Source organism: Pararhizobium sp. LjRoot238, assembly GCF_964252955.1.
Taxonomy (GTDB): Bacteria; Pseudomonadota; Alphaproteobacteria; order Rhizobiales; family Rhizobiaceae; genus Pararhizobium.
Window position 1 is genome coordinate 1,679,105 of record NZ_CAXUPP020000001.1, and the last position, 23,810, is coordinate 1,702,914.

The 23,810-nt window shown below is 60.4% G+C and carries 15 protein-coding genes and 3 pseudogenes; 9 read left to right on the forward strand and 9 right to left on the reverse strand.

Annotated features, from left to right (window positions below):
• Positions 1-83: 83 nt before the first annotated feature.
• Positions 84-986 (reverse strand): LysR substrate-binding domain-containing protein, encoded by a 903-nt coding sequence (locus tag ACSQ3F_RS08285; RefSeq protein ID WP_436099788.1) that lies wholly within the window; start codon positions 984-986, stop codon positions 84-86.
• Between the two features lie 114 nt (positions 987-1,100).
• On the opposite strand from ACSQ3F_RS08285, the gene ACSQ3F_RS08290 reads away from it, so the two are divergent.
• The 4 genes and pseudogenes from ACSQ3F_RS08290 to ACSQ3F_RS08305 form a co-directional block, all read left to right on the forward strand.
• The gene (locus ACSQ3F_RS08290) at positions 1,101-2,243 is read left to right on the forward strand and encodes an iron-containing alcohol dehydrogenase (RefSeq protein WP_436099789.1); all 1,143 of its coding nucleotides are present in this window, start codon (positions 1,101-1,103) and stop codon (positions 2,241-2,243) included.
• A gap of 2 nt (positions 2,244-2,245) precedes the next feature.
• Entirely contained in the window at positions 2,246-3,745 is a 1,500-nt protein-coding gene (locus tag ACSQ3F_RS08295; protein WP_436099790.1) for an aldehyde dehydrogenase family protein, read from the forward strand.
• Positions 3,746-3,813: 68 nt separating this feature from the next.
• Complete coding sequence (locus tag ACSQ3F_RS08300) at positions 3,814-4,935, forward strand: mandelate racemase/muconate lactonizing enzyme family protein (RefSeq protein WP_436099791.1); 1,122 nt, start codon at positions 3,814-3,816, stop codon at positions 4,933-4,935.
• A gap of 152 nt (positions 4,936-5,087) precedes the next feature.
• Positions 5,088-6,113: pseudogene (locus tag ACSQ3F_RS08305) on the forward strand (hypothetical protein); the annotation flags it as partial.
• 489 nt (positions 6,114-6,602) lie between these two features.
• Here ACSQ3F_RS08305 and ACSQ3F_RS08310 read toward each other — a convergent pair.
• Positions 6,603-7,447, reverse strand: a pseudogene (locus ACSQ3F_RS08310) (IS5 family transposase).
• Between the two features lie 104 nt (positions 7,448-7,551).
• Between ACSQ3F_RS08310 and ACSQ3F_RS08315 the strand changes: the two are divergent.
• The 4 genes and pseudogenes from ACSQ3F_RS08315 to ACSQ3F_RS08330 all read left to right on the forward strand — a co-directional run.
• Entirely contained in the window at positions 7,552-8,412 is an 861-nt protein-coding gene (locus tag ACSQ3F_RS08315) for a YcaO-like family protein (protein WP_436099792.1), read from the forward strand.
• 129 nt (positions 8,413-8,541) lie between these two features.
• Positions 8,542-9,402, forward strand: coding sequence for a protein-L-isoaspartate O-methyltransferase family protein (locus tag ACSQ3F_RS08320; RefSeq protein ID WP_436099793.1), 861 nt, complete (start codon positions 8,542-8,544; stop codon positions 9,400-9,402).
• Between the two features lie 334 nt (positions 9,403-9,736).
• Entirely contained in the window at positions 9,737-10,183 is a 447-nt protein-coding gene (locus ACSQ3F_RS08325) for a toxin-activating lysine-acyltransferase (protein ID WP_436099794.1), read from the forward strand.
• A 43-nt stretch (positions 10,184-10,226) separates the two neighbouring features.
• Positions 10,227-11,171 (forward strand): annotated as a pseudogene (locus ACSQ3F_RS08330) (virulence factor family protein); the annotation flags it as partial.
• 40 nt (positions 11,172-11,211) lie between these two features.
• On the opposite strand, the gene ACSQ3F_RS08335 reads toward ACSQ3F_RS08330, so the two are convergent.
• The 4 genes from ACSQ3F_RS08335 to rocF form a co-directional block, all read right to left on the reverse strand.
• The gene (locus tag ACSQ3F_RS08335; RefSeq protein ID WP_436099795.1) at positions 11,212-11,619 is read right to left on the reverse strand and encodes a hypothetical protein; all 408 of its coding nucleotides are present in this window, start codon (positions 11,617-11,619) and stop codon (positions 11,212-11,214) included.
• A 155-nt stretch (positions 11,620-11,774) separates the two neighbouring features.
• Entirely contained in the window at positions 11,775-12,254 is a 480-nt protein-coding gene (locus ACSQ3F_RS08340) for a chemotaxis protein CheW (protein ID WP_037128397.1), read from the reverse strand.
• Between the two features lie 276 nt (positions 12,255-12,530).
• Positions 12,531-13,736: an ornithine--oxo-acid transaminase gene (gene rocD / locus ACSQ3F_RS08345; RefSeq protein WP_436099796.1), complete on the reverse strand. Its 1,206-nt coding sequence runs from the start codon at positions 13,734-13,736 to the stop codon at positions 12,531-12,533.
• A gap of 28 nt (positions 13,737-13,764) precedes the next feature.
• Positions 13,765-14,700, reverse strand: coding sequence for an arginase (gene rocF, locus ACSQ3F_RS08350; protein WP_436099797.1), 936 nt, complete (start codon positions 14,698-14,700; stop codon positions 13,765-13,767).
• 138 nt (positions 14,701-14,838) lie between these two features.
• Here rocF and ACSQ3F_RS08355 point away from each other — a divergent pair, with 138 nt between their 5' ends.
• Positions 14,839-15,282, forward strand: coding sequence for an Lrp/AsnC family transcriptional regulator (locus ACSQ3F_RS08355; RefSeq protein WP_436099798.1), 444 nt, complete (start codon positions 14,839-14,841; stop codon positions 15,280-15,282).
• An 8-nt stretch (positions 15,283-15,290) separates the two neighbouring features.
• On the opposite strand, the gene ACSQ3F_RS08360 is transcribed toward ACSQ3F_RS08355, so the two are convergent.
• The 3 genes from ACSQ3F_RS08360 to ACSQ3F_RS08370 form a co-directional block, all read right to left on the reverse strand.
• Entirely contained in the window at positions 15,291-21,002 is a 5,712-nt protein-coding gene (locus ACSQ3F_RS08360; RefSeq protein ID WP_436099799.1) for a translocation/assembly module TamB domain-containing protein, read from the reverse strand.
• Positions 21,003-21,070: 68 nt separating this feature from the next.
• Positions 21,071-22,993, reverse strand: coding sequence for an autotransporter assembly complex protein TamA (locus ACSQ3F_RS08365; RefSeq protein WP_436099800.1), 1,923 nt, complete (start codon positions 22,991-22,993; stop codon positions 21,071-21,073).
• A gap of 271 nt (positions 22,994-23,264) precedes the next feature.
• Positions 23,265-23,519 (reverse strand): glycine zipper domain-containing protein, encoded by a 255-nt coding sequence (locus ACSQ3F_RS08370; protein WP_112847930.1) that lies wholly within the window; start codon positions 23,517-23,519, stop codon positions 23,265-23,267.
• Positions 23,520-23,810: the final 291 nt, after the last annotated feature.

A 23,810-nucleotide genomic window follows, 5' to 3' on the forward strand; every position in this document is an offset into this window, starting at 1 on the left:
GTTTGCATTGCACAATTACAGCGCCGCGCGTCTTTTCAAACGCGCAACGGTCGCTGTAACACCTTGATCTGCTGCGGCGCCCGTCAGCTCTCCGAGCCCGTCAGGAATGCATGCAGCTGCCGCGCTTCCGGCGTGACGGTCTTGAATTTGGGGAGGCCGAGATAATAGCCGTAGCCGGTGGAAAGGCACTCCGAGCCGACCGTCACGAGCCTGCCATCGGCGAGCTGCTCTTCGATCAGGCCGAGGCTGCCAAGCGCAATGCCGTCTCCGCGAAGGGCGGCATCGATCGCCATGATATAGGTGGAAAAGGAGAAACGCGGATTCTGCAGCTTCAGCCGGGGCGGCGGAGAAATGCGGCTGAACCACTGCCGGAAGGAAATCCAGTGCGCGTTGAAGCGCTCGTAGTCGATGAGGTCCAGCGACGCGATCTGCTCAACGGTCAGGCTTCCGGCATCGAGGCCGCGGCTGTCGAGATAGTCCGGCGACGCAACCGGCATCAGCCGCTCCGGCATCATCAGCGTCAGGTCCCAGCGCGGGTGTTCTCCGGTCGAATAGAGGATGACGAGATCATTGGTTTCAGCGGCCAGATCGGATGACGTGTCCGAGGTCAGCAGCCTGAGCGAGATCGCCGGGTTCTCCTTGCCGAAATCGCGCAGGCGGCCGCCGAGCCAGAGATGCGACACCGAACCGCTCGCCGCGATGGCGATCATGCCGCCTTTTACAGAGCGGAAGGGGTCGAGGCTCTCCTCCAGGTAATCCAGCGCGGCGCGAACCCGCTGGAACAGGCGTGCGCCTTGCGGCGTCAGTTCCAGGTTCTTGCCGCGCCGTGTGAACAGTGCCGCGCCGAGATGATCCTCCAGTCCCTTGATGCGGCGGCTGACGGCAGCCTGGGTGATGTTGAGTTCGCGCCCGGCTTTCGAAAAATTCATCTGCCGGCAGGCGGCGTCGAACACGCGGAACGCCTCCAGCGGAATATGGTCCAGCATCCCGTCTCCATGATTTCAGATTATCAAAATGGCTGAAAAATGCCCGTGTTTGAAAATATCAGATTGTGATGCAGGCTGGAAGCAGCATCAAACACGCATTGCAGGATCACCACCGTGGCTTTTTCCACCTCTTTCGTTCCCGAAATCCGTTTCGGCGAAAATCTTCACGAAACGATCGGTACCGCCGCCAGGGCTTTTGGTGCGAAAACCGCCGCCATCGTCATCGACGGCTTCCTTGCCCGATCGGGGCTCGCCGATCGCATCACAGTCCAGTTGCAGGCCGAAGGCATCGAGGCGCGTGTCTTCTCCGATTTCGCCGGCGAGCCGAAGATCGCCTATGTGCGGCAGGCGACCGAGGTCGTCACGGGCGCGGACGTGGTGATCGGTATCGGCGGCGGCTCTGCACTGGACATCGCCAAGATTGCCGCCTGCTGCGCAGCCTCCGGCGAGGATGCCATGCATTATGCGCTCGCGGCCAACCCGCTGCCGAAGAACCCCCTGAAGAAGATCATGGTGCCGACGACGGCAGGCACCGGATCGGAAACATCCGCGACCAACATTTTCGCCGGACCAGCGGGCAAGAAACTCTGGATCTGGGGTGCGGAGACCAAGGCTGATCTCGTGCTGCTTGATCCGGTCCTGACCGCGACGCTGCCCGCCGATCTCACTGCTTGGTGCGGCATGGACGCTTTCATCCATGCTTTCGAGGCCGCCACCAACCGCAATACCCATGCCGGCGGCAAATTCTACGCGCATGAAGCCCTGCGCCTTATCACCGGCGCGCTGGAAACGGCCGTCAAGCAACCCGACAATATGGACGCGCGCGGCAAAGTGTTGCTCGGCTCCTGCTATGCCGGCATCGCCATCGACAATTGCGGCACAGCCGTCGCCCACACTATCAGCCATGCGCTGGCGGGCCTGGCACCCGTTCACCACGGTCTTGCCACCGCTCTCGGCTTCGAGGCGACGCTTGCCTGGCTGGTCGAGGTCGATACCGCCGATCTCAATGCGGCTGCAAAAGCCTGCGGTCTTGCCAAAGCGGCGGACCTTCCGGCTTTCGTCTCGGGTCTGATGGATCGCTGCGGCATCGTTCGCGCCCTGCCGAAGATATTCGAGGCGCTCGATCCGGGCGCGCTCGCCGCCGAGATGAAGGCGCCGGAAAACCAGCCGATGCGCCGCGCGACCATCCGCGAGATCGGCGACGAGGACATCGCCCGTTTCGCCGCCATCATCATGTCCCTTCCGAAGGCCGCCTGATCATGACCAAGCCCTATACCCGCGACTACTGGGAAAACGTCCTCTCGGCCCTGAAGCCGGAAGGCCGCCATTTCATCAACGGCGAACTGTCACCGTCCTCGTCCGGTGAGACCTTCACCCGTAAGCGTCCCATGGACGGCAAGCCGGGCGGCACCTTGGCACGCGGCAATGCCGCCGATGTCGACCGGGCGGTGGCGGCTGCCCGCGCGGCCTTCGAGCGCGGTATCTGGCGGCACAAGGACCCGCTCGAGAAGAAGAAGATCATGCTGAAATGGGCTCAGGCGATCCGCGACCATGGCGACGAGCTGGCGCTGCTCGAAACGCTGGATGTCGGCAAGCCGGTCATGGCCGCGCTCAATGTCGATGTGCGCCTCTGCGCCGATGGCATCCAGTTCTACGGCGAGATGATCGACAAGCTCTACGACGAGGTCGCACCGACCCCGCCGAGCGAGCGCGCCATCGTCCGCAAGGTGCCGATTGGCGTCATCGGCGCCATCACGCCGTGGAACTACCCGATGATCATCGATGCCTGGAAGCTCGGACCGGCGATTGCCGCCGGCAACTCCGTCGTGCTCAAACCGGCCGAACAGTCATCGTTGTCTGCCATCCGCCTCGCCCAGCTCGGCTTCGAGGCGGGTCTTCCGGCGGGCGTCCTCAACGTCGTCACCGGTTACGGCGAGGAAACGGGCAAGCCGCTGGCGCTGCACATGGATGTCGACATGATCGCGTTTACCGGCTCGACCGAGGTCGGAAAGCTGATCATGGGTTATGCCGCGCAATCCAACGTCAAGCGCGTGGCGCTCGAACTTGGCGGCAAGTCGCCGCTCGTGGTCTTCGCCGATGCCGATCTCGATGCAGCTGCGTCTGCCGTCGCCTGGGGCTGTTTCTACAATTCCGGTGAAACCTGTCACGCCTCGACACGGCTGATTGTCGAGCGCCCGGTGCAGGACGCGCTGATCGCCAAGATCGAAGCCGTCACCAAGAGTGACATCGCCCTTGCCCATCCCTTCGAGCCGTCGGCCCAGATCGGCGCGCTGATCGAGGAAGAGCACATGAACAAGGTGCTCTCCATGATCGCGGCCGGCGAGAAGGAAGGCGCGCGCCGTGCCTTCGGCGCCGAGCGGACGCTCGCGGAAACCGGCGGCTATTATGTCTCCCCCGGTGTCTTCGTCGACATGACCAACGACATGAGCCTCGCCCGTCAGGAAATTTTTGGACCCGTTCTCGCTGCCATCCCCTTCGATACCGAGGAGGAAGCCTTGAGGATTGCCAACGACACGATCTACGGTCTGGCGGGGGCCGTCTTCACCAGGGACATGGACCGCGCCCACCGCTTCTCCGAGGCGATCCATGCCGGCACCGTCTGGATCAATACCTACGACATGTCGAATTTCGCCACGCCCTTCGGCGGCTTCAAGCAGTCCGGCTTCGGCCGCGACCGCTCGGTGCATGCGATCGACAAATATTGCGACTACAAGACCATCTGGCAGCATTTCGGGTGACGCGGGTCGCGTTCGGGGCGACCAGCCCGGACGAGAACGCATCCGCGAAAACAAAGGGAGCAAGGGACATGAGCAAGATCGTCTCCATCGGGGTCACCCATCACCGGCTGCCGCTCGATCCGGCCTTCAAGGCGAGCTGGGACGGCCGTCCGCGCACACATTTCGATGCGACCATCGTGCGCGTCCGCGACGACGGGGGCCGCGAAGGCATCGGCTCCGGCGACCTGATGAAGGGCTTCGCGGGCCATGAGGATCTCTTCATCGGCCAGGACCCGCGTCATCTGGAGCGGCACTACGAGGTTCTGTCGCATATCTCTTTCCACTATGGCCGTTGCTGGCCGATGGACCTCGCGCTCTGGGACCTCGCCGGCAAGATCACGCAAGAACCGGTCTGGCGCATGCTTGGTGGCCGCGCCGACAAGGTCCGGCTCTATGCCTCCTCCGGGATCCTGCGCGAGCCGTCGGCCATGGCCGATCAGGCCGAGCGTTACATCGAGGAAGGTTTCCCGGCGATGAAGGTGCGCTTTTCCTCCTCGGCCGGCGGCCGCGGCAGTTGGAAGGCCGATGTGACGGCGCTCGAAGCCATCCGTGCCCGCGTCGGCGACCGGCTGGAGCTGATGGTCGATTGTAACCAGGGCTGGCGCATGCCGTGGGACACGACGCTGCCCTGGACCTTCAAGGATGCACTGGCTGTCGCGAAAGAGCTGGAAAAGCTCGATATCTACTGGATGGAAGAGCCGCTGTTCCGCTCCGACCGCGAAGGCATGCGCCGTCTCTCCGACGCCACCAGCGTGCGCATCGCCGGCGGCGAGATGACCCGCGAACTCTATGAGTTCCGCGACATCATCGAGGAGCGCGCCTTCGACGTCATCCAGCCCGACGTGGCGCTGGTCGGCGGCATCACCGGCTGCCGCCGTCTTGCCTACCAGGCTCGCGAGGCCGGCGTGATGTTCACCCCGCACTCCTGGACCAACGGCATCGGCGTGCTCGCCAACGCCCACCTCACCGCCGGCGCCGGCGACGCGCCTTTCCTCGAATATCCCTATGACAATCCCGAATGGAGCGAGGAGCGCCGCGACTATCCGATGGTCTCGCCGCTGAAGCACAAGGACGGCTGGCTGGAGCTCGGTGACGCGCCGGGGCTGGGTGTGGTGCTCGACGAGGAGCGGCTGAGGGCGACGCGGGTTTGATCCCCCATCTCCCCATGGGAACGCGGGAAGTTCGCTCGGTGGGATGAACCGCCGCTCCCGGTAGATTACAGGAAGTTCACTTTTTTGCAGTGCGAAGCGGATGTATATCCTCGCCATTGCTATGGTTCCCAGTAGCATCGGCAGGGTGTCGCATGACAGATATTTCCGATCGGACCGAGGCGAGCGACGAAAACGTCCCCTCCCTGTTTCAGCGTTTGCGCGGCAACAGATGGCTCTTGAAAGGCGGCGCCACCGCCATCATCCTGCTCATCATCGGCTTTGCCATCGTCCAGCTAACGAGCGAGGTCCGCTATGACGACGTCCTGGCGGCGCTGCGGGCAACGTCCTGGCGATCGATCGTCCTCGCCATCGCGTTCACGGCCCTGAGCTTCGTCGCGCTGACACTCTATGATATCGGCGCTCTCCTTTATGTGAAGCGCAAGCTGCCCTATGCGGACGTGGCCCTGACGGCGTTTGCCGCCTATGCGGTCGGAAATACCGCCGGTTTCGGTCCCTTGAGCGGCGGCGCCATTCGGTATCGCGCCTATTCCCGGCTCGGTCTGAAGCCTGAAGAAATCGCCGGCGTGATCGCTTTCGTCACGCTTGCTTTCGGACTGGGGCTTGCCAGCATTGCCTCATTCAGCCTTCTGGCCATTGCGCCGGAAATCGCGCCGCTGGTTGGACTTGACCCTTCCTGGCTGCGTGTCATCGCCGTGATGGTGCTTGCCGCCCTTGGCGGCCTGATGGTCGCGGGCCGGGACGGCCGCGTTCTGCAGGTCGGCGGTATTGCGCTCAGACTTCCCGATTCCCGCACCGCGTCGCGACAGTTTCTCGTCTCCGCCCTCGACATAGCCGCATCGGCGACGGTGTTGTACGTGTTCCTGCCCGACGGGATCATGGGCTGGCCGGCTTTCCTTGCCGTCTATTCAGTTGCCGTCGGGCTCGGCGTACTCAGCCATGTTCCGGCAGGCCTCGGTGTTTTCGAAACCGTCATCATCGCGGCTCTGGGTCAGACGGCAGATGTCGATGCCGTGCTCGGCGCGTTGATGCTCTACCGGCTGATCTATCATGTGCTGCCTCTGCTTCTGGCGGTCATCTTCGTCATCGTTGCGGAGGTGCGCAGCCTGTCTCGACGCCCCGTCGCCTCCGGCCTGCGCCGTGTTGCCGGGCGGCTATCGGCCGGTAAAAATCCAGCTTCTACCTAAAATATATGTTGACTGACAATACAACCTAAGAGGTTAATAATCTGCGTGAAGCAACGCAATTTTCAAAATTTAATGGAGAGATGAAAATGCCACGTCGTCGTCCCAATCTTGAAGATGTAATGACTGAAACTTCGTTCGCTGATTTTTTAAACCGAACCTATAGAGGTGGCAGCGGCGGACGTGGTGGTGGTGGTGGCGATACGCAAGGTGGTCCCCGTATCGTAGTTGTTCCCAATAAGCCGAAGCCAGATTCCGGCAGCAACCCAAGGCCGCCTAAATCTATGTGAAAGCGTCACTTATACATTCAGATTCGGAGGAGGTTGATATTATCATCAGCACTACGGTACCAGTATCTCAAATAGTTGGAAACTATACATTATGTATAGTTTCCAACGAAAATGGCGCGTTCGGCGCGGCAACTACTGGATACGGTTTTGATTTAGAGTCGGTCCGGAAAGTTATTCATTTTGAACAGAGCCTTCGCAGCATGAGGCGGATAGACGCCAGCTTGAGGAAGGCGAGCGCGTTGCGCGACAGATTTTCGAAATCCTTGGCCAGCCTGCGGCATCGACCCAGCCATGCGAACGTCCGTTCGACCACCCAGCGCCTCGGCAGAACCTCAAAACCCTTGGCGGTGTCGGAGCGCTTGACGATCGCGGTCGCAAGTCCTGGCATTGCCTTCTTTTGTCCCTTGGCGAAGACAGGCCCCTGATAGCCACCATCGGCGAACAGTTTCTTCAAGAACGGATAGCGCCCGAACAGCGTCTTCAGAACCAGCACGCCACCGTCGCGGTCCTGGATGTCGGCCGGATGAACCAGCGCATGCAGCAGAAGGCCTACCGTATCGACAAGGATATGGCGTTTCTTGCCTTTGATCTTTTTCCCCGCATCATACCCGCCCGGGTCAATGCAGCGCCCCCTTTTTCAGCGCCTTTGACGCTCTGGCTGTCCATGATTGCCGCCGTCGGACTGGCCTCGCGGCCCATCGCCTCACGGCATTTCACGTAGAGTTCCTCATGAATGCGGCCGAGCGTGCCGTCCCAGTTCCACAGGTCGAAATAGCTGAACAGCGTGCTCTTCGGCGGCAGGTCCTTCGGCACTGCCCGCCATTGGCAACCCGTGCTGAGAACATAAAGCAGGCCGTTGAGAACCTCCCGGACATCGACCTCACGCCTGCGACCGCCGTGCTTGGCAGGCGGAATCAAGGGTTCAGCCAGCGCCCATTCCGCATCCGTCAAATCGCTCGGATAGCGCAGACAATCTCGATTGTATTTCCCTCGGTTAGCCTTCGTCCACATCGCGTCCATGCCCTCATCGAATCAATTCAACTGCATGGAATCACAAACGATTCATATCATTCAACTTCTTTATGGACCGACACTTAGACCGCACAGTTGCGCGTAAGAAAGCTTTGTTTGAGCACCTGGAGCGCGAGGCGTCTTATGCGGATTTAAGCACCTCCTTGGAATCAGTGAGGCTTGAGCCAGAATTTTTGGCATCAGGCCTCGCTGATAGCTTTTTTGATAATAAGCTATCTGACAATAATAAATTTTTTGGTTGTATGTTTTATTCACACCGGCATGCGCGGGGAGTAAATATTCCTCTGTATGCAAAACCGACAAAGCAAGGAAACACCGAAATTATATTTCCTATTTCATCTAGCGGTTGCGCATCTCATGTAAACGACAGGCTTGCTAAACAGAGTTCGATACTTGAAGTTGTGGAGAGAGATGCATTTTTTACGTCTTGGTACGGAAACATTTCGTCAAAATGCTGTAATAATATAGCCATTGTTGAAGATATATTTGAAAATACACCATTTGATAACTGGAATAGTATAAAGATTTATAGGCTGCCTACTAACTTTAATTGTTATGTTTATGCAACGGTATTGATTAACAATTCTGATGGATTTCTCATTGGGCTCGGCGCTGCGCTGGACAATGATACTGCACTACGTAAGTCTAGCATGGAGGCATTGTATTTTTTCAACTGGCTAAATATTTTTGGTCAAAAATCTTCTACGGTGAGTCATTTTCCCGTTATAAATGACTTCGATGATCATCTGTATTTCTTTTGGTTTTGTGGAAAACAGTCATATTCGCAGCTAGAATGTGGAGGTGAATTTCTTTTCAATGATTATGAAAGAAATTTCAGTTACCATGATCTTATTTCAAGCATAAATGCTGACCACTATTTGTTTTACAGGAAGTTGAAAACGAATTGTTCTGTAAGCACTCTGTTTACAGATCGTTTATTTCTCATACCATAAACCAGCACACGAGATATGATGCGCACTGGAACCTAGGTTTTATGAAGACCCGGTTTGCAGGATTTGCTCAACTATGGCCTGTTTTGGGCTTACACCCGTTTACATAACCATCGTCTTTAAGGGTCTACAATGAAAAATACTGCGATAGTCAGGGATGCTTTTGCAATACAGTTGCTCGCTAAGTGCGGTTTAGAGAATAACCTGGGTTTATTGAGTGCATTTAAAAATGTTAAGAGAGAGGAGTTTATTGGGGAGCCACCTTGGTTGATTGTTGGTGACGATGGTCTTATTCCGATAGAATCCCAAGATCCCGTCGTTTTGTACCAAGATGAATTGTTCGCTTTGAAGAGAGAACTTCAATTAAATAACGGGAGGCCATCACTGCATGCCTTCGCGCTCAATGCACTCGCGCCCAAAGAAGGTGAAGTTGTTGCCCATATTGGAGCAGGCACGGGATACTATACTGCAGTCCTTTCGCAGCTCGTTGGGTCGGCTGGTAGGGTGATAGCCGTGGAGTATGACCGCTCACTATATGAGCGTGCCAAAATTGCGCTTCAAGATTATACCAACGTTGATGTCATATGTGCGGACGGAAGGGAATTTCCAGAGCGTGAGGTAAATTGTATTTACGTGAATTTCGCGGTTTTGAATCCCGCGGAATCTTGGATAGAAAATTTGGCGGACGGTGGTCGCGCAATAATACAAATTGGGCCGCGTTTCAAAGATGCCGAAGGAAATCTTCAAGGGTTCACGCATCCAGGATCAGCTCTGCTTATTTACCGCGTTAAATCGGAATTTCATGTGACTTGGCTTGGACATACCAGTTTCACGTTTTGTCAGGGTGAATTCGATTCTTCTGACGAGGAACGACTTAGGTCGGCTTTTGAAAATGGCGGTGTTGAGCATGTCAATCGGTTATTTTGGAAATCGAACCCCAGTAAACGTAACTTTTGGTTCTCGAGCGGGCCTGTTTCTTGGTCGAACTCGTGACCTGCCGAGGATCTAGCCAATATTACGGACTGTGGACGGTGCTTAGCGAAGGGGAAACAGGTTGTCGATCGCACCGGCAAGCACCAGACTTTCATAGACGCCGTCGATTGCGAGAGGACCGCAGTCGCTGACGCTGTTATCAGAGATCAATAAAAACATCATTCGGTGTTACTCCGATAACAATTGGAATGACCGCTAAGCTCGATATCGTCATGGGAGCTTGATCACTTATTTCTTATATTCTTGAGCCTGCAGTGGAGGCGTCAATGCGCGGATGGAGGGAAAGGTGAAGGCAAAATGTGCGTGTTAAATATAGTATATATCGGACGGAGTTATGGCAGAGAACGATAGATTTGTAGATTATTATGAAGCGCTTGGAATCGTAATAGAATTATGTTTTCACGCTAAGAAATATCACGGCTGGGATATGTTTGATATTCAAAGGAATTTTATTCCAGCGTTAAAACTGTCTCAGTTTCATGTATTCTTCGATCAAACTGGCGCACCAAATGGTTTTATAACGTGGGCATTTTTCGATGAAGAATTGCATAGAAAATTTTTTATTGATGGCGAGCCTCCGGCTTTTGAGAAATGGAACAGCGGACCTCATCTTTGGTTGATGGATACGATAGCTCCATTCGGTGATACTTTATATATGATCCGCGAGCTAGCGCGAAATCGGTTTCGTGAAATAAGTATCGCACATTCTGTAAAAAGGGCGGCTGATGGAAGCGTTCAAAGAATCAAAGTTTGGAAAAATTCCCGACCGTTGGATGATTGATATTATATGAGCCAGCAGGTCCAGCGGGCGGCAAAGAACGATGACGATCGGGCAGACATTTGCCGTCGATCCCGAGGCCGGCATTGCGCTGACAAAACAGCTGTGCACGCCAGCGGACAAGCAAACAATCGGCGACCGGATGATCTACGGCCTGACCGACGGGCAGCTGCCTGACCCGGTCACCGTGCTGTTTTCCGGCGCGGCGCCGGCGGATGGCCGAGCCCATGTCGCAACCCTGACCGCCAAACACAGCGACATCCAGACAACAGAGACGGACGACGACGCCCGGGAGGCCCTGTCGGAGACGCTGTCTGCTCTCGTTTCCGCGTCGGCGGATGACGACAATCCGCTCGGCCTGCCGCTGACGGTCCTCGATGCCAAACCGAGCCGCGACACGATGGCGATTGTCTATTCCGGCGACGGGGGCTGGCGCGACATCGACAAGCAGGTCGGCGACGTTCTGCAGCAGCAGGGCGTGCCGGTGGTCGGGATCGATTCGCTGCGGTATTTCTGGTCCGAACGTCAGCCGCAGGAAACCGCCGATGATCTCCACCGGATCATCGCGTTCTACGCCAAGCGCTGGAAAGTGAAACATGTCCTGCTGGTCGGCTATTCCTTCGGCGCGGATATCCTGCCGAGAACATTCAATCTGCTGCCAAAGGCGGATCGCGACCGGGTCGCGCAAATCTCGCTGATGGCGGTGTCGCACCAGGTCGACTACAAGATTTCGGTGCTCGGCTGGCTCGGCGCGATCGGATCGCAGGGTGCCGGAGATCCGGGGGATGATATCGCAAAGATCAATCCTGCACTTGTTCAATGCATCTATGGCACGGACGAGGAAGACGATCTCTGCCCGACGTTGGCGGGCACCGGCGTCGAGGTTCTGGCAATCGACGGCGGCCACCACTTCGATGAGAACTATCCAGCCCTGGTGAAGCGCATCCTCGGCGGCTTCGATCGCAGGCTGGCTGCAAGATCGGGGCCTTAGAGCAATGCCGAATATGTGAGGCGGCCTGTTGCCGCGGGCGTCAGGTTTTGGCTCCCCTCTCACTCGTTCTTCCGCTCGGAATGCTGCTGACGGTCGCTGAAACCGGATCGCTTGCCGGGAAGGTGTCTTCCAGCCCCTCCTCGAGTTCTTCCTCGAGGGTAGCCTGGTCATGGGCCGAGCGTGCGCTTCGCAAGGATAGCACTGCGGGTGATTCGCCGCCGGACGTCGCGCCGGTTCGCGTGCCGTCACCGGCGCTGTCGTCCGTATCCTGCTCGAACGTCGCCACCTGCAGCATCATCGCCTTGGCTTTTTCGATCGCGTTCAGCCGGTTGAGGTCGTCATTCTTGCCCCTGCGCATCTGAACGGAGATGACATCGCCGCCTTCGCCGACGAACTCGACGGTCACGATCCCGGGCTGCTGGTGAACCTGTGTGCCGATCACTTGCATGGAAATCACCTCCGTGAATGCGTTGTCGGATGATAACCGTCTGGACGGGGCTTTGTTCCGCAAACGCGGTGAGTTGGGCCTTTCCGAGGAGGAGCGTCGGCCTGAAACGAAAAGAGCGGCCGGCGGCCGCTCTCGTCAATTCGGTTTGCTCGCCGTCAGGCGGCCATGTCGTCCATCTCGCGTTCCTTGAACATGCGGGCGAGATTGAGGAAGCAGATCATGCCGGTCTCGTTGGCGATGATGCCCTCGGCATAGCTCTTGTCGAAGGATGTGGTGATTTCCGGAACCGGCTGCACCTGGTTGCCCTGGACCGTCAGGATGTCGGAGACGCGGTCGACCACGAGGCCGATGACCATGTTGTGCACTTCGGCGACGACGATGGCGCTGCGCTCGTTGGCAACCGTCGACTTCATGCCGAGCTTATGGGCAAGGTCGATGATCGGGATGACCGTGCCGCGCAGGTTCATGACGCCGAGCACGTCGGCCGGCGAATGCGGGATCGGTGTCGAGGGCGCCCAGCCGCGGATTTCGCGGATCGTCGTGGTCTTCACGCAGAATTCCTGGTCGTGAAGGCGGAAGGCGATGATTTCCAGCGTTTCGCCGTCGAAACCTGCCATTTTCAGTGCATTCGTCATCTGCGGTTCCTTCCCGTTGCGGCTTTCGGCCGGCGCCAGGGCGCCCAGCCCTTAACAGACCTCGGCTGCATGCTGCTGGCGCCATTGTCGCGCCTGCGCTTGCTGCGTCGGATGAATTGTCTGGAATGCCGGCTACATCCGGTCAGGGGCGATGCGTCATGCACGGCAGATAGCCGTTCGCGCCCTGCGAAGAACCTTATATCACAAATCGTTAAGAGATGCTTTTGCAGCTTGAGGAAAGCGCACCGGCCAGTTGGCGGCCGGTGCGCTGAACACTCAAGCCGAGGCGAGAACGCCGGCGAGCTGCTCGAGCGCCCAGTCGACCTGGTCTTGCGTAATGACCAGCGGCGGGGCGATGCGGATCGTGTCGCCATGGGTGTCCTTGGCGAGGATGCCGCGCTCCTTGAGGGCCTCGCAATATTTGCGGGCGCCGCCGGCTTCCGGCACCAGTTCGACGGCGAGCATCAGGCCGCGGCCGCGCACTTCCTTGATGATGTTGGAGCGGATGTCCTTCAGCCCCGTCTGGAAGCGGTCGCCCATGCGGGCGGAGTTCTCGATCATGCCTTCCTCGGTCAGCGCCTTCAGCGCTGCGCGGGCGATGGCGCAGGCAAGCGGGTTGCCGCCGAAGGTCGAGCCATGCTGGCCGGGCTTCAAGACACCAAGCACCTCGGAATTGGAAAGCACGGCCGAAACCGGATAAAAGCCGCCGGAGAGCGCCTTGCCGATCAAGGTCACGTCGGCCTCGATGCCTTCATGCTCTTCGGCAAGCAGCTTGCCGGTGCGGCCAAGGCCGGTCTGGATCTCGTCGAGGATCAGCGTGACGCCGTGCTTGGAGCAGAGCGCCCGAACCTCGGGGAAATAACCCCGCGGCGGGATGATGACGCCGGCTTCGCCCTGAATAGGCTCGATCAGGAAGGCGACGGTGTTTTCGGTGATTGCGGCCCGGAAGGCCTCGATATCGCCGAAGGGCACGATCTTGAAGCCGGGGGCGAAGGGGCCGAAGCCGGTGCGGGCGTCCGGGTCGGTGGAGAAGCCGACGATGCCCATGGTGCGGCCATGGAAGTTGTTGGAGCAGACGATGATCTCGGCCTTGTCGTCGGGAACGCCCTTGACCTCGTATCCCCATTTGCGCACCGCCTTGACGGCAGTCTCGACAGCCTCGGCGCCGGAGTTCATCGGCAGGATCTTGTGGCTGCCGGTCAGCGCTGCGAGCTCCTCGTAGAGATGCGCCAACTGGTCGTTGCGGAAGGCGCGCGAGGTCAGCGTCAGCTTCTGCGCCTGCTCGATCATCGCCGCGAGGATCTTCGGATGGCAATGGCCCTGGTTGACGGCGGAATAGGCCGACAGGCAGTCGAGATAGCGATTGCCGTCGAGATCCCAGACATAGACGCCTTCCCCACGCGACAGGATGACGTCGAGCGGCTTGTAGTTATGCGCGCCGAGCCGGTATTCTGTTTCGATCAGTGCGTTCGTCGTGTTCATGGGATCTCCAGAGGCTCGGGTTCGTGGCTCAGGCGCCGCGGGTCGGTCGGTCGAGAATGCGGCGGCCGAACAGGCTCGCGGTCAGTTCGACGAGGATACGGGCGCTCTTGCCGCGATCGTCGAGGAAGGGGTTGAGTTCAACGAGATCGAGTGACGAGACGAGGCCGCTGTCGCAGAGCATTTCCATGATCAGATGCGCTTCGCGGAAAGTCGCACCGCCGGGCACCGTGGTGCCGACGCCGGGCGCCAGCTCGGGATCGAGGAAATCGACATCGAGGCTGACATGCAGCATGCCGTTCGCGCCCTTAATCGTCGCGATGATCTCGTGCATGATATGCGCCATGCCGGTCTCGTCGATGGCACGCATGTCGTAGACATTGACGCCATGCCTGGCGATTTCCTCGCGCTCGCGGTCATCGACAGAACGGATGCCGACCTGGAAGACGTGTCTCGGGTCGACCAGCGGCCGGTCCCTGTCGAGGATCGGCGCGAATTCGGCCTCGCCGCAGAAGAAGGCGACCGGCATGCCGTGCATGTTGCCGGACGGCGAGGTCACCGGCGAGTTGAAGTCGGCATGGGCATCGAGCCAAAGCACGAAGAGCGGACGGGCCTGCTCCTTTGCATAACGCGCCATGCCGGAGACCGAGCCCATCGACAGCGCATGGTCGCCGCCGAGGATCAGCGGGAACTTGCCGGCGCGGGCCGCATCGTGCACCGATTCGTCCAGTGCGCGGGTCATGGCTGCGACGATCTGCAGGTTGTTGGCGCCGGGATGATTGGCAAGGTCGCGGGCCGGCAAAGGCTTGAGGTCGCCTTCGTCGGTCACGCTGTGGCCGAGGCCGGCGAGGATGGTGTCAATGCCGGCGATGCGCAGCGCTGCCGGGCCCATGGCAGCGCCACGGCGGCCGGAGCCTTCCTCGAGTGCGGCGCCGATCAGCGCGATGTTTTTCTTGGATTCAGCCATGATTTCCCCGCAGGTTTGCGTGATGCCGGTTTGCCCGGTTTGTGGGTGGATTATTGCCGTTTCAGATGTAGGCAAATAGATGGAAAACTGACAGATAGAAGGCTATTATCGGCACTTTGATAAATCTGGATGAGCATAATGATAAGCCTTGATGATCTCGATCACACGCTCATCAGCGCTTTGCGCCACAACGCCCGTACACCGGTTTCGTCGCTGGCTGCGGCAACCGGTGCATCGCGTGCGACCGTCGCCGCCCGCATCGACCGCCTGGTGTCGTCAGGCACCATCGCCGCCTTCACCATCCGCACGGGAGCGGAACTTTCCGGCAGCGGCGTCAGGGCCATCGTCATGATCGAGATTCACGGCAAGATGGCCGACAAGGTTGCTGCGCAATTGCGCGGCCTGCCGCAGGTGCGGGCGCTCCATTCCACCAATGGCCGCTGGGATTTCATTGCCGAGCTCGAGGACAAGGATCTCGCCACCTTCGACGAGACGCTGAGGCGCATCCGGCTGATCGACGGGATCAACCTGACGGAGACGAATATTCTCTTGAAGACAAGCAAGATGGCGACGGGGCTATAACCCGCCGCTCAATATTCCTTCTCATAAAAAATACCGGCGCCCGTGCCGCTGCTGCCGGCTTCGCCGCGCAGCTTGACGCCGCGGCCGACGTCGAGGTTGATGATCGCCTTGCCGCCGCCGGCCTCGGAGCCTGACTGAAGCTCCAGATAGGTGCGGTCGTTCAGATATTTGCCGGCGGTCACCTGGGCGCCGCCGTTGGCGTCGGTCGAGACGTCGAGGTCGTCGACGCCGAGCTTGTTGCGCAATCCGTCAAGTAGCGAGTTGGAGCCGCCGCCGGCCAGCTGGCTCACGGCACTCGCGAGCTGCGCGATCTGCAGGGCCGACAGGTTGGAGAGCGAGCGGTTGAAGATCAGCTGCGCGAGGATTTCATCCTGCGGCAGAGCGGGCGAGGACGAGAAGGTGACGGTCGGGTTGTTGGCGAGACCGGCGACATTGACGGTGATCGTCGTCGAACCCGCGGTCGACGTTGCATCGAGGTCAAGCGTCGGGATCAGGTTGCCGCCGAAGCTGATCGTGCCGTCGGAGAAATCGAGCCGCTTGCCGAGAATTTCCAATCGGCCGCGCCGCATCTGGAAACCACCGGACACCGCCGGTTGAACAGCGGTGCCGCGGATCGTCAGATCGCCGCCCAATTCGGCGTCGATGCCGCGGCCGCGGACGAATAGCTTTCCAGGCGCATGGACGGCGAGGTCGAAGGCCACGCCGCCGCCCTTGGCTCCGCCGCCGCTCACGGTGTCGCTTTTGACATCCGCCTGCATCTGGCGAACCCTGGCCGGAGCATTCTTGTGCTTGATGTTGATCTCCGACAACGAGGCCGGGAGTTTTTCCGGAATCGTGATCGCCGCTTTCTGGATGGTGACCTTTCCGCCCAGCACCGGCGTCGCCGTGAGCGAGCCCTTGAGCGTCATGGCGCCGTCAACGTTCGCGGTAAACAGGCTGCCGTCGACATAGGTCGCGTTGTCGAGACGGATGGAAAGATCGGCCGGAAAGCCGGAGCTGGGCGCGATGCCGACGGTGCCGGTGACATCGAGCGAACCGCCGCTGGCAAGCCGACCGGATAATTTGGAAATGGTCGCCTGCTTGCCGTCGAGCGAAACATTGGCCGTCAGATCGGTAATCGCAAGGTTGCGGCGGACATCGACTAGGCGAGCACCGGAAGTCGAGATCGTGCCGGTGATCTGCGGCGCGGTCGCAGCACCCCTGATGGCGAGATCGACATTGGCGGCGCCCGTCAGCGTGAAGCCCTGCTGCGCCAGCAGACCGGCGGCGAGACCGAAGGGCAGGTTGCCGGAGAATTTCATGTCGATCGGCCTATTGCCGGTGAGGCCGACCTTGCCGCCGCCCCTGAAGGAAAGGCCGCCTGTACCGCTGATCGTCGCGTCGAGCGTCACGCTGTTGTTGGCGTATTGCCCCTTGGCGGTAATGTCCAGCGCGCCGACGCCCGCGGACCTGGCTTGGGCGACCGCAGCGTTCGCCCAGCGCAGGTCATAGGTGGCGACCGGTGCAGCCGATGTGCCCTTGACCGCAACCGTGCCGCTGATCGCGCCGTCCGCGCCGAGCGAGGGCGCGAAGGTGTTGGCGAGCCTGGCGGGCAGGGCATTGAGGTTGATGGCGAGATCGAGTTTTTCGCCGGCCGACCCGGTGATGGCGATCGTGCCGCCGGATGCACTGATCGTCAGCTTCTGCAGGCTGACCGTGCCGTTTTCGATGGTGACCGTCGTTGGTGCCGAGAGCTTGACCGGGATCTTTCTCGGGGTGGCGGTGAAGGAGGCAAGATCGACGGTCGTCTTGCCTCCCGCCGTCTGGATATCGGCGCGCAGCTTGAGCGGCGAGCCATCATAGTTGCCGTCGAGAGCGACATTGGTCTGGTTTGCCTGCTGGACGAAATCGAGCTTCAGGCCGCTGACGCGATTTGCGCCCTGGGCAAATGTTTCGACGGAAAGATTGCCCTTGATCGCGAGCGCCTTCAAATCGGCGATAGTAATATCTGCGATCGGCCTGGTGATGACGAGATCGCCCCGCTTGATGCCGGAGCCGCTGGCCTTGAGCGCGATCGAGGTTGTGCTGCCATCGCTTTTGATGGACGCCGACCCTGCGAGATCGCCGGAGGCCTTTTCCCCGGCCATGGCTGCCAGCAGCCCGACATCGGGGAAGGTGAAATCGATATTCCCCTGGGGAAGGAAATCCGAGGTGAAGTCGATCGCTCCGTTCAGCCTGTTCTCGCCGATCTGCACCTGAAGAACCGGGACGCTGGTGCGGCCGTCTTTGGAAACGAGGTCGGCCTTGACGTTGATGGCCTGGCCGCCGAGCGCGCCGGTGGCGGTGATCTTCGCCTGCGGGTTCTTCGGGTTGGCGGTAGCGTCGGCCGTCAGTTGCAGGTCGCTCAAGGTGCGGCCGGCAAGCGTCGCGCCGCGGGACGTGACTTCGGCCTTGACGCCGAGATTGTCGAGCGGGCCGGTGGCATCAACCGTGAAGTTGGCCTGGCCCTCTGCATCGGCCAGGACCTTGCCGAGGTCGAGCACCGTGCCGGTCAGCGCGGCCGTCAGGGTCTGGGCCTTGAGCGCGACAGAACCGGCGGCCTGAAGCGTGCTGGAGGTCACGTTGAGGTTCGTAACGTCGATGGCGCCGTCAGGGCCGGTCGCAAGCGTGCCAGCGACGTCCACCGGCGCATCGAATTTTGCCGCGACGGACGCGGGCAGGGCGGCCGGACGGACCGCGAGTTTGAACGTGGTGTTCAGGCTGTTCTCTGCGAGCCTGAAGGAGCCCGCAAGCGCGCCGTCGAGATTGGCGCTGCCGATCGTGATCGGGCTGAAACCGATCGCTTCGGGCGTCACGTCGAGCGTCGTTGCCACCTTGAGCGGGCCTTTGACCAGCCGATCGAGATCGGCATTGGTCAGTTGTGTCGCACCGGTCTCGACCGTCGCTGTCACTGCGCCGGAGCGGGTGGTGAGATTGAAGGCGTCGCTGTGCGCAGTCAGTTTGATCGCTTCGAAACGGCCCCGTGGCAGGGCGATCTCGGCGATATTGGCCGCGACGTCGAGAACGGCGGATTGCATGTCGCCGTTGATCGATGCCGTGCCTGTATCGAGCGCGATATGTGCTTCGCCGCCTTCAAGCGGCAGGCGGGATTCGATGCCGGCAAAATCCGCTGTCAGGGCGAGCTTTTCGCCGGCGCTGCCGGTGAGCGTCACGGTTCCACCCGACGCCTTGATGGCCAGTTGCTGCAGGTTGACCGCGCCGTTCTCGATCACGATGGTCGTCGGGTTTGCCAACTCCAGCGGGATTTTCTTCGGTGCTGCCGCAAAGGATTGCAGTTTGATCGCTGTGCGGCCGGCAGCGCTTTGCAGATCGCCACGCGCGGTGATCGGGGCTTCGTCATAGGTCCCGTCGAGAGCGAAATTCGTCGTTTTGCCCTGCTGCTTGAAGCCGAGCTTGAGGCTTGCGAGGCGGTTGGCGCCCTGCTTCACTTCCTCGATCGTCACAGCGCCCTTGATCGCGAGGGCCTTGAGGTCGGCAATGGTGATATCGGCCGTTGGTTTGGTGATCACCAGATCGCCGCGCGTGATGCCTGAGCCGTTGGCCTTGACCGCCACCGAAGTGACGCCGTTTTCTGTTTTGATGCTGGCCGAGCCGGCGAGGTCGCCGGACGCGGTCTGCCCGGCCATCGCGGCAAGCAGCCCCAAATCCGGGAAGTTGAAGGTGAGCGAGCCGTTCGGCTCGAATTCCGTCGTCAGGTCCAGTGAACCTTTCAGGGTGTTTGACCCGATCACCGCCTCGAACGAGGGAACATTGGTCGTGCCTTTCGCGGTTGTGATATCGGCCTTGGTGTTGATCGCCTGTCCGTCCAGGCTACCGCTGGCGGTGACAGTTCCCGTCGGTCCATCCCGGCCGATGACGGCGTCGGCGTCGACAGTGAGGTCGTTCAGGGTGCGGCCGGCAAGAGTTGTCCCGCTCGATGTGATCTTGGCCTTGACGGCGAGCGCATCGAGAGGCCCGGTCACGTCGGCGCTAAAGGCGGCAGCACCTTTGGCGTCGGCAAGCAGCTTGCCGATCTCCGGCACGGTTCCGCTGATCGCGGCGGTGAGATTGCCGGGCTCGAGCGCAGCCGAGCCCGCGGCGCTGATGGTTCCGGACTTTATGGTGAGATCGCTGACATTGACGCGGCCATTGGCGCCGGTTCCAAGGTTGCCTTCAATCGCGATCGTCGTGTCGAACTTCGCAGCCAGCGCCGGCGGCAGGACGGCGGGCAGGGCAAAGAGCTTGAAGCCGGTAGCGACCGTGTTTTCGGCGATGGTGTAGGAGCCGGTCAATGTACCGCCGATGCTGGCGCTTTCGATGGTGATCGGATCGAAGGATGCCGTCTCGGGCGTCAGCGACAGCGTGCCGTCGAGCTTGACCGGTCCTTTGACGAGCCGGTCGATATCGGCGCTGGCAAAGCGGGTCGCACCGGTTTCTATCGTGGTTTTGAGCGGGCCGGTGCGGGTCGTAAGGTTGAAGGCGTCGCTATAGGCGTGCAGCTTGATCGCCTCGATCTCGCCCTGCGGTACCGTCGCCTTGCCGATCGCAGCGCCGATGTCGAGCACGGCGGTTTGCGCATCGCCGATCAGCGAGACGCTCGCCGTGTCGATTGCGAGTTGGGCCTCGCCTTTTTCCAGCGGCAGGCGGAAATCGATCGGGCCGTTCTTGCCGGTGAGGCTCGCCTGGAGGTCGTTTTGACCTGCCGTGCTGTAAGTACCGGATGCCGACAGCGTCAGCGCGCCGGTCGAGACATTGCCTGTCTGGATGCGGACGGTCTTGCCGTCGATCGCCGCGGAAAGGTCGATGTCGGTCGTGCCCTCAAACAGCGGTCGGAAGGCTGCGGGCAGAAGATCGCTGAACGTGCCGCCGCCCTTCAACGAGACGGTGCGGAACCCGTCGGCCGCCAGCGTGTGCTGGCCGCCGAGCTTCAGCACCTCGTTACCGTCGAGTGCGGCGGTTGCCGTGCCGCTCCAGTTGGAAAGCGGCCCCTGCCCGGTGACGTTGACGCTGATCGCCGGTTCGCCAGGCAGGCGCATGGCCTTGGCGAGCAGTCCGCCCCTCGGCTCCTCAATCGTGGTCTCCAGCCTCAGCTCGTTGCCGGCCGGATTGAAGACAATGTCGGCGATCGCCTTGGCGTCGGGCCGGTCGCGCTGCGCCACGGCAAGGGCGGCGGCAATGCTGGCATTGGTGGCGTTCAGCTTACCTTGAGCACTCAGGAATTGGTCAACACCGGCGATCTCCTTGCCGATGACAACTTCTTCGAGGGCGAAGGCGTCGATCTTGACATTGAGCGGCAAGGCGAAGGTTTCGCGGACCTCGCGGGTTTCCTGCGAAGGGATCGGCAGCCGTTCAAGGCGCACCGATCCGGCGGACAGTTTTGCCGCTTCGAAGCGTTTGGCGAAAAGCGCTGTCGGCGACCAGTCGATCGCGACTTCGCGGATTTCCGCATAGACGCCCTTGCTGTCGAACAGGGTGACGCTGGAAGCGGTGAAATCGCCGGTGAGCAGCGCGCTCGGATCGTTAATGCGCACGATCTGGTCCGGGGTCGAGGCGTATTTCTCGATCATCGCGGCGACAAGTCGCGCGCCCGGCGCCGTAAAGCCGGCAAAGGCGAGGAACAGCACCGCGGCAACAAGGACGAGACCGAGGCAATAGAGGAACCAGCGCGACGCGGCTTTCAGGAAACGGAGGAAACGATTCATGGTTTATCCATAGTCCAAGTTGCGTCGCGGTGAAATTGCTTCTGTCTCCGGCCGGTCTCCTGAAGCAATCAGAAGGATTGCCCGATGCCGGCATAGATCCCGTATTTGGTGCCGTCCGGATAGGCGTTCAGCGGCACCGCGAAATCCAGCCGGATCGGTCCGAAGGGCGTTGCATAGCGGATGCCGATACCGGCACCAGCACGGACATCCGAAAAATCCGGCGTGGTTTTGGCTGATACCGTTCCGGCGTCGATGAAGGGAACGATGCCGATCTTGTCGGTGATGTTGATGCGAGCCTCCACCGAGGCGTTGACATAGGAGCGTCCGCCGAGAATCTCGTCATCTGCGTTGCGCGGGCTGATTTCCTGGTAAGAGTAGCCGCGCACGGTGCCGCCGCCGCCGAGGTAGAAGCGGCGGTTGGCAGGAATGGAGGCAAGGCCGTCGCCGCCGGCCAGCACACCGGCGCCAAGCTTGCCGGCAAGCACGAAGCGGTTTTCCTCGCCGAGGCCGAGATAGGCCGAGGCCGTGCCCTCGAAGGAACTGAAGAAGGCCTGGCCGTTGATCTCATAGCTCGGCTTGGCGTTGATCGAGGCGCGGTAGCCTGCTGTCGGGTTCAGCTTGTCGTCGCGGGTGTCGCGGACATATTCGATCGGGATCGCCGCCGTCAGATATTCGTTGGAGCCGAAGGCGTCGTCGACATCGGCCCAGCTCAGCTCGGCGCCGCCGGAAACGGTGTCGGTATCGGAGAGCTCGAAGGTCGCGCCGGCCGCGCCGGTGAAGATTGTCGCGTTATAGGCGTCGGGGTCGAGGAGCTGCGCCTTCAGGCTGGCATTGAAGGTGGAAGCCGGTCCGAAGGCGCCGGGCTTGGCAAAGAGGAGGCCGGCCGAATAATCGAGGTTGCCGACATCGGTCGTCTCGCCGATGCGGTTGACGGAGCCTTCGACGCGCAGCGATTCGGCCTGGCCGAAGAGGTTGCGATGGCCCCAATAACCCTGGATGCCGAAACCGTCCGTGGTCGAATATTGCGCGCCGGCGCCGAAATAGCGGTGTTTGCCTTCGGAAACCTCGATGGTCATCGGGATAGTGCCATCCGGCGCCAGCTCATTGGCTTGCCTGATGGTGATGCTCGAAAACACACCGAGCTGGCGCAGCCGTTCGGAGGCCTTGCGCAGGTTTTCCGGCGAATAGGGCTTGCCGCCGTTGAGGCGCGAGTAGCTGGCGACGAAGGCGGGGTCCACAGTCTTGGTGCCGGTAACGGTGACGGTGCCGACGGGCGCAACCGGGCCGCCCTCCGCGGCGATGACCACATCCACCGTGCTCGTCTTGTGATCGGCAATGGCGCTGCGTTCCGTCAGCCTGGCAAGCGGCCGGCCTTCCTCCTTGAGGTCCTCGACAACCTTTTCGCCGGCCTTGATGATGAGGGTCGAATCCGCCCGCGCGCCGGGTTTCAAGTATTCGTCCGGTCGCCGCCCGAGGGCGTCGCCCTTGAGCACGACATTGCCGAGCGTGAAAACCGGGCCGGGCGTCACAGTGATTTCAACGGGCACCGGAGCGCCGTCCGGAAACACCGGATCCGGCGGCAGCGTGTCGATGTCCTGGCCGTTGACCTTGACCTCGACCGTGCCGCCATAGCGGGCCTGTTCATAGAGGGCGGCGAGAAGACGATCGCGATCGTCGCGCGCCTTGATGGCGAGGCCGAGATCGCCGGAAACGGGCTTGTCCTTGTCCTGGAACAGGCGCGAGCTGCTTTCCAGCGCCTCTTTGAGATCCTCGTCGCCTGAGCCTTCCGTCAAGGTAAGGTTGTAGTTGACAGGATCGATGACCTCGAACTTTTCCTCGTCATTCTCGAAGAAGCGCATGCCGAAGATCTTGAAAGCATGGGCGTTCGTGACCGACAAAGGCCCGCATGCGGCCAGAGCCGCGACGGCAAAAGCAGTGCAAGCGTTCCGGTACGCAACACTTACAGTCGGCAGACGCTTTCGTTTCCGCATTCCGCTTTCCAGGCTACTTTCAACATCCGCCTGCCGTCATGGCAGGGGCACCATTGCATGACAAGGTTTTCCCTTCATTAACGATGACCCTACACAGCATTGCTCCGGTGATGAAGGCATGACGCCGGAATTTGGAGAAAAACCGCGACAAGTGTGACGCGGTGGAAACAAATAAGCCCCGGATTTCTCCGGGGCTGGCAGTATTTCCTGTAACCGGGGCAACGGCGCCCATGACGCCATTCGCTCTGCCGGCTGCAACCTGTGGGCTATATCACGGGCAATCGTCGATGTAGCGGCGGCCATAGCGGTCGCGGTAGTAGCACTGGCCAGGCTGTTCCGAGACATGGCCGATGACCGCGCCCGTAACGCCACCGATTGCAGCACCGACAGCGGCACCGCGGACGTTGCCGGTGACGGCTCCGCCGATGATGGCGCCGGAAACAGCACCGATGCCGGCGCCCTTTTCGGTCTGCGTGCAGCTTGCGACCGACAAGGCGATCAAGACAAGCGCAATGGCTTTTTTCATTTGGTTCTCCAATCTGGACGCGAAAGCTTGCCTCTCCGCCGTCCGTTCTCCCCAGGAATGGAAGCTGGACGGTAAGGTCCCCCTCCGGTCGAACTTGCAACTTCGAGGATAATTGCATGTCTGCGAAAGTCTACAGATATCCTGCAAAATCCTCTCGTTACAAGAAATGCCATTCAACCTGAACGGAAGCTGAAGGCGCTGTTCCCGACGTGACAGCGCTAGAGAAATTTCCGGCGCCTCTGTGATGAGGGGCAAGAGTGCCATTGCTCCGGATGGATTAGGGCCGGTTTC

Coding starts and splice junctions, on each gene's coding strand:
- ACSQ3F_RS08365 (WP_436099800.1), bottom strand. CDS start 22,993: ATGCGGAAACGAAAGCGTCTGCCGACTGTAAGTGTTGCGTACCGGAAC.
- ACSQ3F_RS08340 (WP_037128397.1), bottom strand. CDS start 12,254: ATGACGAATGCACTGAAAATGGCAGGTTTCGACGGCGAAACGCTGGAA.
- ACSQ3F_RS08335 (WP_436099795.1), bottom strand. CDS start 11,619: ATGCAAGTGATCGGCACACAGGTTCACCAGCAGCCCGGGATCGTGACC.
- ACSQ3F_RS08355 (WP_436099798.1), top strand. CDS start 14,839: ATGATAAGCCTTGATGATCTCGATCACACGCTCATCAGCGCTTTGCGC.
- ACSQ3F_RS08320 (WP_436099793.1), top strand. CDS start 8,542: ATGAAAAATACTGCGATAGTCAGGGATGCTTTTGCAATACAGTTGCTC.
- ACSQ3F_RS08360 (WP_436099799.1), bottom strand. CDS start 21,002: ATGAATCGTTTCCTCCGTTTCCTGAAAGCCGCGTCGCGCTGGTTCCTC.
- ACSQ3F_RS08285 (WP_436099788.1), bottom strand. CDS start 986: ATGCTGGACCATATTCCGCTGGAGGCGTTCCGCGTGTTCGACGCCGCC.
- ACSQ3F_RS08295 (WP_436099790.1), top strand. CDS start 2,246: ATGACCAAGCCCTATACCCGCGACTACTGGGAAAACGTCCTCTCGGCC.
- ACSQ3F_RS08325 (WP_436099794.1), top strand. CDS start 9,737: ATGGCAGAGAACGATAGATTTGTAGATTATTATGAAGCGCTTGGAATC.
- ACSQ3F_RS08370 (WP_112847930.1), bottom strand. CDS start 23,519: ATGAAAAAAGCCATTGCGCTTGTCTTGATCGCCTTGTCGGTCGCAAGC.
- rocD (WP_436099796.1), bottom strand. CDS start 13,736: ATGAACACGACGAACGCACTGATCGAAACAGAATACCGGCTCGGCGCG.
- rocF (WP_436099797.1), bottom strand. CDS start 14,700: ATGGCTGAATCCAAGAAAAACATCGCGCTGATCGGCGCCGCACTCGAG.
- ACSQ3F_RS08300 (WP_436099791.1), top strand. CDS start 3,814: ATGAGCAAGATCGTCTCCATCGGGGTCACCCATCACCGGCTGCCGCTC.